This is a genomic window from Sphingobacterium sp. GQ94 (assembly GCF_059758715.1).
This window is the reverse complement of sequence record NZ_JCAXEC010000004.1, coordinates 17,328-30,316: the sequence shown is the minus strand read 5'-3', so window position 1 is coordinate 30,316 and position 12,989 is coordinate 17,328. Positions and strand designations below refer to the sequence as shown.

The 12,989-nt window shown below is 37.7% G+C and carries 10 protein-coding genes; 7 read left to right on the top strand and 3 right to left on the bottom strand.

What is annotated here, in order from left to right:
* Positions 1-35: 35 nt before the first annotated feature.
* Together AC6CHH_RS05255 and AC6CHH_RS05250 are read left to right on the top strand one after the other, a co-directional pair.
* Complete coding sequence (locus AC6CHH_RS05255; protein ID WP_498280452.1) at positions 36-2,432, top strand: right-handed parallel beta-helix repeat-containing protein; 2,397 nt, start codon at positions 36-38, stop codon at positions 2,430-2,432.
* 91 nt (positions 2,433-2,523) lie between these two features.
* Positions 2,524-3,411, top strand: coding sequence for an endonuclease/exonuclease/phosphatase family protein (locus AC6CHH_RS05250; RefSeq protein WP_498280450.1), 888 nt, complete (start codon positions 2,524-2,526; stop codon positions 3,409-3,411).
* Positions 3,412-3,705: 294 nt separating this feature from the next.
* Here AC6CHH_RS05250 and AC6CHH_RS05245 read toward each other — a convergent pair whose 3' ends face one another.
* Together AC6CHH_RS05245 and AC6CHH_RS05240 are read right to left on the bottom strand one after the other, a co-directional pair.
* Positions 3,706-4,185 carry a protease gene (locus tag AC6CHH_RS05245; protein ID WP_498280448.1) on the bottom strand — a complete coding sequence of 160 codons (480 nt, stop codon included), beginning with the start codon at positions 4,183-4,185 and terminating at the stop codon, positions 3,706-3,708.
* Between the two features lie 230 nt (positions 4,186-4,415).
* Positions 4,416-4,535 (bottom strand): winged helix-turn-helix transcriptional regulator, encoded by a 120-nt coding sequence (locus AC6CHH_RS05240; protein WP_498280895.1) that lies wholly within the window; start codon positions 4,533-4,535, stop codon positions 4,416-4,418.
* A 145-nt stretch (positions 4,536-4,680) separates the two neighbouring features.
* Here AC6CHH_RS05240 and AC6CHH_RS05235 point away from each other — a divergent pair, with 145 nt between their 5' ends.
* On the top strand, positions 4,681-6,087 hold the full coding sequence (locus AC6CHH_RS05235; RefSeq protein WP_498280446.1) for an SGNH/GDSL hydrolase family protein: 1,407 nt from the start codon (positions 4,681-4,683) through the stop codon (positions 6,085-6,087).
* Between the two features lie 12 nt (positions 6,088-6,099).
* Complete coding sequence (locus AC6CHH_RS05230; protein WP_498280444.1) at positions 6,100-8,655, top strand: glycoside hydrolase family 38 N-terminal domain-containing protein; 2,556 nt, start codon at positions 6,100-6,102, stop codon at positions 8,653-8,655.
* Positions 8,656-8,750: 95 nt separating this feature from the next.
* Here the strand turns inward: AC6CHH_RS05230 and AC6CHH_RS05225 are convergent, their stop codons facing one another.
* On the bottom strand, positions 8,751-9,317 hold the full coding sequence (locus AC6CHH_RS05225; RefSeq protein WP_498280442.1) for a porin family protein: 567 nt from the start codon (positions 9,315-9,317) through the stop codon (positions 8,751-8,753).
* 353 nt (positions 9,318-9,670) lie between these two features.
* Between AC6CHH_RS05225 and AC6CHH_RS05220 the strand changes: the two genes are divergently transcribed.
* From AC6CHH_RS05220 to AC6CHH_RS05210, 3 genes are read left to right on the top strand one after another with little or no spacing between them, the layout of a single operon-like run.
* Complete coding sequence (locus tag AC6CHH_RS05220; RefSeq protein WP_498280440.1) at positions 9,671-10,204, top strand: RNA polymerase sigma-70 factor; 534 nt, start codon at positions 9,671-9,673, stop codon at positions 10,202-10,204.
* On the top strand, positions 10,201-11,160 hold the full coding sequence (locus AC6CHH_RS05215; protein ID WP_498280438.1) for a FecR family protein: 960 nt from the start codon (positions 10,201-10,203) through the stop codon (positions 11,158-11,160). Before AC6CHH_RS05220 ends, AC6CHH_RS05215 begins: the two co-directional genes overlap by 4 nt.
* Positions 11,161-11,165: 5 nt before the next feature.
* Positions 11,166-12,890, top strand: a complete 1,725-nt coding sequence (locus AC6CHH_RS05210) for a peptidase associated/transthyretin-like domain-containing protein (RefSeq protein ID WP_498280436.1) — start codon at positions 11,166-11,168, stop codon at positions 12,888-12,890.
* Positions 12,891-12,989 lie beyond the last annotated feature (99 nt).

Sequence of the window (12,989 nt, the reverse complement as noted above, 5' to 3'; positions counted from 1 at the left end):
TATTTTTCAGTAACCATTATATCGATAAAGATCAGATGAAAGTAATATCAATTAAATACAGTCAAAAATATGTTGTTTTAATTATTGCCCTATTGTTTTGTGGCAATATCTGCACGTTTTCTCAACAGATTTCCAGTTTGAAGATCTATGTTGCTAAAAATGGTATGGATAGCAATACAGGGACTAAAGAGGAACCTTATGCCTCGTTATCTGCGGCTTTTCAAGGTATTGCTAAACTGAGAGAAAAAAATCCTTCAATAGCAATTGAGTTGCTAATTCTAAAAGGCCAGTATTACATTGACCAAACTTTACATATTGAGCCTGCAATGTCCGGAAATAAAGAATCTCCGTTTACGATTAAAGCAGAACAAGGAGAAGAGGTGATATTGTCTGGAGCAAAGCTGCTGAAACTAAATTGGCAACAAGAATCATCAGGATTATGGAGTGCGAAAGTTCCATCTGGTTTTGTATTTCAGAGTTTATACGTTGATGGAAAGCCACTGATTCGAGCTCGATACCCAAATTACGACCCTAATGTGTTGCCATTCAATGGGTACGCAGAGGATGCTATCAGCGTTGAACGAGTAAATAGTTGGAAGAATCCTAGCCATGGTATCGTTCATGCTCTTCATGAAGGCAGATGGGGTGGGTTTCATTACCGCATTACGGGAAAGACTCAGCGAGGTGAATTAAAATTAGAAGGTGGTCTTCAAAACAATAGACCTAGCAAAATGCATGAAACGTATAGGTTCGTTGAAAATGTTTTTGAAGAGCTGGATGCTGATAATGAATGGTTTTTGGACGAAGGAACCTCAACTCTATACTTTAAAGCTCCTCAAGGGCAAGATCCAAATACTCAGAAATTTGAGGCCCCGATTTTGGAATCAATCCTTACACTCTCAGGTACGCAAATGAACCCCGTACATGATGTGCATGTACAAGGAATTCATTTTATTCATACCTCACCAACTTTTATGAAGACAGAGGAGCCCTTACTTAGAAGTGATTGGACTATTTATCGACAGGCGGCAGTTAGGATTGAGGGTGCAGAACGTTGCCTGATTGAAAATTCGAATTTTACGGACTTGGGCGGAAATGCAATTTTCGTTAGTAATTACAATCGAAATATTCGTTTGACTGGCAACTTGATCGAACGAGTGGGAGCAGGGGGAATTAATTTTGTTGGCGATCCCAACGCAGTCCGATCACCTTCGTTCCGATATGAAAAATTTGTTCCTGAATCTGAAATTGATACTGTTGTTGGTCCAAAGTCTAATAATTACCCGATGGATTGTGAGGTCAGCGATAATTTAATCCGAAATATTGGCTTAATTGAGAAACAAGTAGCCGGAGTTCAAATCGCTATGGCATCAAGGATATCTGTCCTTCACAATACTATCTATGATGTGCCCCGAGCGGGAATTAATATTGGTGATGGGACTTGGGGTGGTCATGATATAGCTTTCAATGATGTTTTCCGAACAGTGCTTGAAACAAGTGATCATGGGGCATTTAATTCTTGGGGTAGAGATCGTTTCTGGCACCCAAATCGTCAGGAAATGGATCGTATTACCACGACTCATCCAAATTGGGTGAAATTAGATGCGCTAGAAACGACACACATCAGAGACAATCGATTTCAATGTGACCATGGTTGGGATATTGACTTGGATGATGGTTCAACGAACTACGCTATCTATAACAATCTTTGTTTGAGTGGCGGGCTTAAATTACGGGAAGGTTTTTATAGAAAAGTTTTTAATAATTTAATTCTGAATAATGGTTTTCATCCTCATGTCTGGTTTAAGAACAGTCATGATGTTTTTCGGAATAATATTGTTATGACAGCTCATCAAGATATTCAAGTGAAATTTTGGGGTGACACTGTGGATTATAATTTTTATACCAATCCTGATGATTTGAAAAAGGATCAGGCGAAGGGTCTAGAGGCCCATGGATCTATTGTGAACTTAAATTTTAAAGATGTTGCTACAGGAAAATTTGAAGTGACCTCTGGGAATTTGGAAGCGTTTAATATGCTACAATTGAGAAATATTGGTGTAAAATCCCCTAGATTAAAAGCGATAACAGATTCTCCCGATATTCCAACAGTTTTTGTGACCAACTCAAAGACTAGAGGTGAATTGTTTAGATGGAAGGGCGGAACTTTTAAATCAATTGAAAGTCTTGGTGAGCAATCTGCCGCTGGCTTACCAAGTATGGAGGGTGCCTTGGTCTTGGAGCTTAGTTCGGGTTCTTCTTTATACAAAAGCGGGATTCAAAATGGAGACGTTATTATTGAATTTCAGTCAGAACAAATCAAAAACATTCAAGATCTTCAACGTATCAGTAAACGTTATAGCTATATAAGTAGCCCAACTTTGTTAATTTTCAGAAATCAAAAAGAACAGAAGATTCAGGTCAAAATGTAAATGAAGAGAGGGAAACGCAATATAATAACTAATTCGTGTTTTTGAATACGAAGATCTTTCCATGAATAATTTTCACCTACACTCATAAATTATGATTAATTATTTGTCAAAAAGAGCATTATTCAGCGTACTAGTCGCTTTATTATGCAACTATATAAATAGTTTTGCTCAAAATTCAACTACATCTGTCCGGAAAAAGACTTCTTTTAATGTAGCCACGTACAATATCCGTTATGATGCCGCAGTAGACAGGGAAACGGGTAATAATTGGGATCTCAGAAAGGCAGCCTTAACCCAACTTATTCTTACACATGGTTTTGACATTATCGGCACGCAAGAAGGAATGATCAAACAGATGATTGACCTGAAAAAGATGCTGCCCGGTTTTGATTATATAGGATATCCTTATGGAGGAAAAAATGATCATCATCAAGCTGGAATAGTATACAAAACAGCTCTATTTGAGCCGTTAGATGCTGGAGTGTTTTGGTTGAGTCAAACTCCTGAGATCACGAGCATTGGTTGGGACGCCAATGACCGTCGAATATGTCAATGGGCCAAATTCAGGCATAAGGAATCCGGTAAAATATTTTTCTTTTTCAACGCACATTTTTTCTGGCAAAAACAAATAGCTAAACAAAACTCTGGCCCCTTGATTGTAAAAAAGATCAAGGAAATTGCAGGACAGCAAACGGCTATTTGTGTCGGTGATTTTAACTCCACAGTCGAATCAAGTCAAATTCAAGCACTGAAATCTTTTCTTTCGGATGCTTATGATATATCAAAAAATGGGCGAAAAGGGGTAGAGAATACGAATTTGGGAGGAGGTAATTTTCAAAATGATCCAATAGATCGGATTGATTATATTATGCTATCTAAAGATATTGTGGCTCGTGATTATCAAGTATATTCCGATAAATATCAAGGGAATCGGTATCCATCAGATCACTTGCCAGTGTCCTGTATGGTTATTTTCTAATAGAATAACAAAGAAAATTAACCGAATAATAGATCCGTTTAAGATCGGTTATTTGCTATCGTTAGTATACTGCTAATGTTAAGGAGAACATTAGCCAAGATGGAATAGATGAGATGAAAATAGAGCGTTTAAGAAGTTGATGGATTTCTAAGTCTCTAGAACAGCAACTTGTGAACCATAGCGATCGCAAATTAAGTCAATAACATTAGATATGCGTCGAAAAACATTTCTATTCTCCGCAAATCATGCGGAGAATATTTTTTTTTTGTAATTCTAAACATAGAGAACGTTTGCTTATGGTCTATACAAAAAGTTGATTGAGTCTCTAACTAATAGCCCACTGATTGCTTGTGCATTGTAGTTGATCGTGTATTTACCCGGTTTGTTTATTTTATAATCTTTAAAGAGATCGACGCTAACCTGAAGACTATCACCTGGCATTACTTTAATATAACTATCTTCAGGGGCAGGCATGATACGTTTTGCCATTGCACCATGATACTCTGCTTCTATTCCATATTCATCTTTGATGTCAAGATATTTACTCATTGTTCTCTCAAAAGGCGTATGCCATTTGCAAAACTGTTGGGGAGTTTTTGCGTGGTTATAAACTGTAAATATTAGTAAAAGTGAATCGTTGGATTGAATAACGGGTTTGATGCTAATATGAGCGAGCAATTGGTCGGTTTCATATAAATTATTTTGATGTTTTGTGGTACTACAAGAACCAACGATTAGTGTTCCGATCAAAATAAAAGAATATAAATATTTCATGAAATTTGTTTGAGAGTAAACGACGAATCCAACTCCTTCGCTACAACCCAGCTTATGAATAAAGTTCCTACAAATCACAATATTCTATTTCCAACCGTATTGAACTGTTTTTTGATACAAGCCTATTGTTAATTGGTAGAAAACATCCTATGTTCAGAAAATATGCTTGAGAGTTGAAATTTAGTATTTGTCCTTCGTGAATTAAAATGCATCTGTACTAACTAAACTTTCTATTCGGTAGAAATAGCTTTGTGTTTTTCACCCCGTTCTGTCATTTGCGAAATAATAGGCTTTAATTCATAGCCTATGGGCGTAAGTTCATAGTCAACGCGAGGAGGAACTTCTGCAATAAGTTATTAATCTTATTTGGTTTCTAAATCATTAAATATGAGCCAACTTACATTTCCTAATTGGCGCTTTCTTTTATAGCTTTGTTAAGCGGATCATATCGGTATGTTCTTGCGCTATACTTAACCCGACAATTATAATCAAGTTATGAATACAGCTTTTTTCGCAACTTCTCGTTTGTGTATCTTTTTTTCTATCCTGGTATTGGAAAGTATGCAACTGAATGCCCAAGAGATTCATCCATTTAAGGAAGATGATCGGGTTGTTTTTTTGGGTAATAGTATCACAGATGGCGGGCATTATCATTCTTTTATATGGTTGTATTATATGACGCGTTTTCCCGAAATGAACTTACTAATACAGAACGCTGGAATCGGTGGAGATAGGGTTATAGATATGATTGAACGTTTAGATGGAGATGTTTTTAGTAAACGTCCTACGGTCCTAATTACTACTTTTGGCATGAATGATACGGGTTATTTAGAATACAATGGCTCCCAACCGGATAAATTTGCCCGGGAAAAAGTTAAAGAATCTTGGGAGGCCTATCAGCAAATGGAGAAACGTTATCAGGGTTTGTCCGATACCAGAATAATTCTGCTAGGCAGTTCTCCATACGATGAAGGTGTGCAGATCAGAGACAATACATCTCTGAAGAATAAAAATAAGGCAATGCTCCAAATTGTTGATTTTCAGAAAAAATCAGCAAAAGCTAATCGTTGGGAATTTTATGATTTTAATGTGCCAATGACCAAACTTAATCAAAAGTTTCAAGCAGAGGATCCTTTTTTTACGCTCTGTGGTAATGATCGGGTTCATCCCGATAACGACGGCCATATGGTCATGGCTTACCTTTTTCTCAAAGCTCAAGGATTTGCCGGAATGAAGGTTGCTGAGATAAATATAGAAGCCTCTAAACAAAAAATTACCTCAGGGGTTAACTGTACGATAACAGATTTTAAGAAAACAAATACAGGTATTAGTTTTGATTATCAGGCGCATGCATTGCCATATCCATTGGATACGCTGAAAAGAGGATGGGGGAGTAAGAAAAGCCAATATGATGGAACTAAAGTCGTTCCATTTATGCAGGAAATGAATCAAGAGGTATTGACTGTACAAGGACTCAAGGGTTCTTATCAGTTGATTATCGATGAGGAGATTATAGGGGAGTGGACTGCTGAAGACTTTGCCTCAGGAATTAATTTGGCAGTCCTGAGCAATACTCCTCAATACCAACAAGCCCTGAAGGTTATGTATTTAAATGAGGAACGCTGGGAAATTGAAAGGCGTTTTAGGGATTATGCCTGGGTTCAGTATAATTTCTTTCAACCCAAAGGTATGCTGGAGGTGAATAATCGTAAAGCCATTGAGGTATTTGATGAGCATGCACCAAAGGATGCATGGCTTAGCGCTAAACGGGAGTTGTATTCAAAGGCAATGTTCCCTGAAGTTCGAAAAGCATGGTATGATCAAATGGAGGTACTCCTGCGTTCCATAAAAGACACTAGCAGGCCACTAAAAAGGAAAGTCAGTCTTGTTCGCCTGAAGTAACCTGAATAAACCATGATGAGAAAAAATATTATTATTACAGTACTCAGCGCGATTTTGCAGGTTACAGGTACCTACGCACAGCAAGCTTACTTTGTTGATGGATATCATGGTGGAATCTATGGCCACTATCCTATGTGGGTAACCCAGTTTATGCTGGATACCTTAAAGCAATATCCTGAGTGGAAGTTAGGGTTGGAAATTGAACCTGAAACTTGGGATACGGTTAAACGGAGAGATCCGGTAGGCTATGCGAGTTTTAGCAAGATTGCCAACCAGGAACGGATTGAATTTACCAATCCCACATATGCCCAACCGTATTGCTACAATATCTCCGGAGAGAGCATTATCCGCCAATTCGAATATGGAATAGAAAAGATACGTGCCCATTTCCCCGAGGTTACTTTCAGTACTTATGCGGTCGAAGAACCTTGTTTTACCAGTAGCTTACCCGAACTATTGAAGCAATTCGGTTTCAAATACGCGGTATTAAAATGCCCAAATACGTGTTGGGGTGGCTATACCCGAGCCCGTGGGGGCGAATTAGTGAATTGGATTGGTCCTCAGGGAAGCTCCATATTGACAGTTCCAAGATATGGCAACGAAGAGTTTGAGGATAACTCTACCTGGCAAACCAAGGCTTGGAATAATTCAGATTCTTTTCTTCGGTCGAGTTACGCGAGTGGAATTAGCAATCCTGTAGGGATGTGTTATCAGGATGCCGGATGGAGGAATGGTCCGTGGTTAGGCACGGGATCGCGGATTAAGAACAATTCAATCTACCTCACTTGGAAAGAATATTTTGAACAGATTTCAGCTAAGAAAACCGATGACAATTGGCATTTATCTCAAGAAGATATTCAAGTGAGTCTCATGTGGGGCAGTCAGGCTCTGCAGCGAATAGCACGACAAGTACGCAAATCCGAAAATAACCTGATCATGGCCGAAAAAATAAGCGCAATGGCCAATATTGAAGTTCAGTATGCTCCTGTAGTTAGTCAACTGAGGGAAGCTTGGCGTAAGCTGATGATGGCCCAACACCACGATTCTTGGATTGTGCCATACAATGAGTTGAAGAAGAATCAAACTTGGGCTCAAGCCATTAGGATATGGACTGATAGTGCAAACATTTTATCGGATGATATCACCTATCGAGCTATGGATTCCTATCAGTGGAATGCGGATAGAGATCAGGATAGCTTGGGATACATTCGTGTATTCAATACTACTGCCAGTGCACGTTCAGAAGTTGTTAGTGTTGAATTGCCTGCCTCGTTTACCAATCAGAACCTTGTTGTATACGATAGTAACCATAAAGCTGTTGTTAGTCATCTATCTGATAAAGATGGTGTTATAAATATTGTTTTTGAGGCGATTGTACCAAGTTTTGGTTTTTCAACCTATGTTATTGAGCGGAAAGAGCATAAAAATACCGTTATTAAAGGTGTTACATTTGACGTGCAAGGGAACTGCATTATCGAGAATGATATGTACAAGATCATTCTGGATAAAGCAAAAGGTGGTACCTTGAAGAGCTTGGTGGCCAAACATATCAACAACAAAGAATTCGTCGGATCCGATCAAACGTATAAGCTGGGCGAGATAGCAGGGAATTTTTATACCGATAACCAGTTCCATTCCTCTAAGGAAACCTTGGCTAACTTTACCGTGTTAGAAGACCAGGAGTTTCTGATTCGCATTCAAATTCAGGGGTATATCGCATCACACCCTTTTACCCAAATTATCACGCTTGAAAAAGGGCAAAAGCGAATTGATTTTGATCTAAGAATCGATTGGATAAACCCACAACAAATCGGTATAGGTGAATATGAGCAAAAACATAAATGGACAGACAATAGACGGGCGTACACAGATGATCGGTATAAATTAAAAATCATGTTTCCGTCAAGTCTAGGAGCGACTAATGTATATAAGAATGCACCATTTGATGTGACTAAAAGCAAATTGGAAAACACGTTTTTTGGAAGTTGGGACAGCATTAAGCACAATGTGATTTTGAATTGGGTCGACATTAGAGCGCAAGATAATTCTTATGGGCTGGCACTTCTTAGCGATCATACGACCTCCTATGGTCACGGGAAAGATTATCCTTTAAGTTTGACTGCTCAATATGCTGGTCTTGGACTTTGGGGAGTCGATTACAAAATGACGGAGGCCACTAAGATGAAATATGCTTTGATTCCCCACCAAGGGGATTGGGACCTCGCACAAATTTCCGCCCAAAGTACCAATTGGAACGAACCACTGTTGGCCGTTTACCAACCATCGATCTCATTAATAGATCGATCTTTTATTGAGATAGATCAGCCAGGATACGAGATTACAAGTGTGCAGGTGAAAGGTGATGATATCCTTGTTCGCTTATTTAATGCGGAGGGAGATCAGCAAATGCAAACGATACGATTTGCTTTTGAGGTATCTAGTATACAGGAAGTTCTTTTGAACGGTGATCTTGTTCAAGAAATGGCTCTTAGCAAAGATGAGGGCAAAGCGGCTGTCTCTCTTAGTATGCCACGCTTTGGAATAAAAACTTTACAGATTAAAAAATAACAACCATTGTACTATGCATTCAAGGGAAGTGATAAGTAGATTGCACATACTCGTGCAATCTACTTATACCATGATTGTTAAGTGGTTAAATTTCCTTAAAATTTATAACCAACGGACAATCCCAGCACCTTATTTTTAGAATCCAGCTCTTCACTGGTTTTCGTAAATCCATGATTATAACGTAAATCAATAGTGAAATTCATGATATCAACCCCCACGTTTACCAAACCGTCGAAATTAAAATCTTTATATTCATTATTTCCGAGGGCCTTATTTTTCTTTAGATTGTAATTTATCTGAGGACCTAAAGAAGCCCTTAAGGTCCACTCATCTTCCTGTAAAATTTTGTAGCCTACTTGAAGTGGTAGATTCAGTTGATAAAATGTAGGATTATAACTGATGTTATCAACACTATAACCTGATTTAAACGTAGAAACCAAAAGCTCTGGTTGAAAATAGACTTGATTCCCGGTGCGAAGAAATACGCCTGCTTGAGCACCAATTTTTGATTCTTTGTCCTTTACATTATTATTTCCATAGGATGAGGTACTATAAAGAGCACCCGCTTTAATACCATATTCAATTTGTTGTGCATTAACTTCTTGATGGATACCAAACACTATGGATAGAAACAATACTCCGAACTTTAATTGATTTTTCATTTTCTTTAATTTTTAATTTGTTTACTTTGAAGACACTCTATTTTGACTTTACCCTTGTTTTTAATTTTATTTTTTTTCTGTATTCGATTGTTGACAACGGTTCAGCGTTCTAACAATGGCACCAATAAGTATTTGAATCTCAATTTCACACTATTTATCAAGTAGTTTTGAAGACTATAATCGCTCATTATTAAGACGTCTTGCCACACTTTATTTTTAAATTTGATTGATGAAAAGCATTTCACCCCTGGTTAATAATGAATTATTTTTTTCTGATGCAACTAAGGGTAAAGACGAGTATAGCTGTCATAAGATAAATCAGAGACATATTCATTAAGCACAAAAATTAATTTATGCCGATATCTAAGGAAAAAAAGTTTGAATCAATTTTTAGAGCACATTTTAAAGAGTTGGTTCATCATGCCTATAGAATACTTCGTGATCTGGATAGGGCAGAAGAAGTCGTACAACAAGTGTTTTTAAAATTTTGGGAAAGAGATTGGGAAAATGAAATCCATACATCTCCTAAGGCTTATCTGTATCGATCAGTTTATAATGAAAGTATAAATCATATTAAACAAGATCAGGTAAAGCGTCGCTATGAAGTTTTTCAGAAGGAAAAGAGGGTAAATGAATATTATGAGCTTCAACAGGAAAAGGAATTAAAATTACAATTGCATGCTGCTCTGGAACAATTGCCTAGTAAATGTAGAGCAGTATTTGAGTTGAGTAGATTTCAACACCTCAGATATGAGCAAATTGCTGATGAACTAAACATTTCCCAAAAAACGGTGGAAGGTCATATTTCAAAAGCATTGAGACATTTGCGGATATATTTGGTTGATTATCTGAACATACTATTATTAATGTTAATCAGTGGATTATGAATAAGGATTTATTAGTTAGCTATATACTCTTGGAAGTAAATAATGAAGAGAAAATGCTCGTGGAGCAGTGGATTAAACAAGATCCGGAGCATGAAAAAGAATATTTGGAAATGAAGAGAATTTGGGAAATAAGCAACAAAGGCGATCAAGAATTACCGGAGGTTGATGTAGACAAGGGGTGGAGTGATTTTCAATTGCTTAAGGCCAAAAGAGACGCGTTATCTAAAAAGAATGATAAGATCAAGACGTTTACCCGTTGGCAAGTTGCTGCGAGCATAAGCATTGTTTTTTTACTTTCATTTTGGTTACTCTTTCAATTCAAATCGGTTCATTTGGATGTAGTTTCCAAGAATGAGTTCAAACAAACTGAACTTCCTGATGGAAGTACTGTTAACTTAAATAAAAATGCTGCATTAAGTTACCAGACAAAATGGCTGGTTAATAAGCGAATGGTAACTCTAAAACAAGGTGAGGTTTTCTTTCAAGTGAAAAGAAACGAAAAAAGGCCTTTTATCATTTCCAGCGGCAACAGCACAATAACAGTTTTGGGAACAAGTTTCCATCTCAGAAGGGAAAATAAAGAAACACAGGTTATTGTAACATCAGGATCTGTTATGGTTAATTATGCCGACAAGCAGGTCATATTGAAACCTAGACAATCGATCACCATACAGGATACGAGTAAAATACGACTAAAACTCGACACAGTTCCCGATGATCTCTACAGATACTATGTGCACCAAGAATTCATTTTTGAAAACACGCCGCTTAAAAGAGTATTCGAGGTATTGGGAAAAGCGTATAACCACACCTTTGTGATTGAGAACGCTGAGCATGGCAAATTGCTCTATACGGCAACCTTTCCACAACAAAATTTAAACGAAATGATACAGGTAATCCTTGAGACTTTCAATTTGAAATTAGAGAGAAAAGGAAATACCTATTACATAAAATAACACACATGGCACTCAATAATTTCTTTTATACAATCAAGATCATCATTTATATTATTCGTAAATCAAAATGGTTTGTTATCGTTACTGCCTTGGTGGTTAACCAAAATTTTCTATCAGCCCAAAATTTATTTACAAGGACGATTACTATGCCTGAATACAAATCGGCAACCTTGCAGATGGTCTTTGAAGAGATAACCAGTCAGAAAAACGTCTATTTTTCGTACAATAGTAATGTATTAGATTTAGACAGCACCGTGCATGTAAAACCCTTTAAGGGAATGCTTATAGATTACATGGAAAGCGTATTAGGTGATCGGTACTTTTTTAAAGAAAGTGAGAAGCATCTCATCATTACCTATGCACCTAAACGAATGGATGCACATGTAGACTGGAAAACTAATCAAAGCAATAAGGGAATGATCGTTGGCGTGGTTCGGGATGTCCGTACCAACAAGAAATTGCCTTATGCATCCATATATGACCGGTTAACCTTCCAATCTGCTACCTTATCCAATCAGGATGGGTATTTTGAATTGAACGTAAAATATCCTGAACAAACGGTAAGCATCACCCTAAGCAAGGAAAATTACAGAGATACCACCATCACGGTAATGCTTCCAATAGAACTTCGAAAAGGCAAGAAAAATAGTCAGACAGGATACTATGCCATCAGCGATTCAAGCGGCTCTGTATATAAGAATTTTTTTGGGGCCTTGTTTACCGGTTCCAGAGAGCGCTTGCAAAGTATTAATCTGGGTGGTTTCTTTGCCTATAGTCCCTTTCAAGTATCTTTGACACCCGGTCTTAGCACGCATGGATTTTTCAATTCTCAAGTTGTTAATAAATTTTCATTAAATATTATTGGTGGTTCGACTGCTGGAGTTGATGGATTTGAAATGGCGGGAATATTTAATGTCAATCAATTCGATGTTAAAGGTGCGCAAGTGGCTGGTGGAATAAATGTTGTGGGGGGGCATGTTCATGGAATTCAGATGGCAGGTTTAGGTAATGTCATCTTAGGGAATAGTAAGGGATTTCAAATTGCTGGGCTTTGGAATAATGCGGATACCCTGAGAGGGCTTCAACTTGCCGGCGCATTAAATATTGCCAAAAGCGGGACAGGTAGCCAACTTGCAGGCGGAGTGAATATTGCAAAAGACAGGATATCAAATCAGCTCGCCGGTGGTGTAAACATTGCTAAGCGGGTGAAAGGCATACAAGTTGCTGGTCTTCTTAATATTGCAGATAGTAGTGATTATCCTATTGGTATTTTGAATTTAATTAAAAATGGGAAAAAAATAATAGGTGTACAAATAGATGAAAGTCGATTTTTCAGCGTCAATTTCAGCTCAGGGGGTAGGGTCCTTTATAGCAATTTGGGCATAGGTAGTTTCGTGGATTCTCAAGAGTCGGCAAGCCAATATGGAGTGGATTTTGGCCTTGGGGCACATTTAATTAATAAAGCTAAATTTACCCTATCGACTGAGCTCAATCAAAGACATTTTTTTGATAAAAACTTTAAATCACAAGATTATTTCCGTTCTAGCTTACGGGTTATCCCCGCTATAATCCTTGCTGATAAATTTGAACTCTATGTAGCGCCAAGCTTCAATTACAGTGAGGTTCAGGCACCCCTGGACAAAGACATTGTTTGGAAATTATGGGGTGCAGATAAACAAAGAAGAAGTTTTCATGGCGGTTTAAGCGCAGGAATAAATTTTGTGTTTTAAATCATCGTAATTTTTGTAAAGAAATAGTGGTTATTCAAGAAGGGACCTAACAACGTCAATACAAATCAGGAATGTGGAACAAAGAACTGTAGGCAAAGG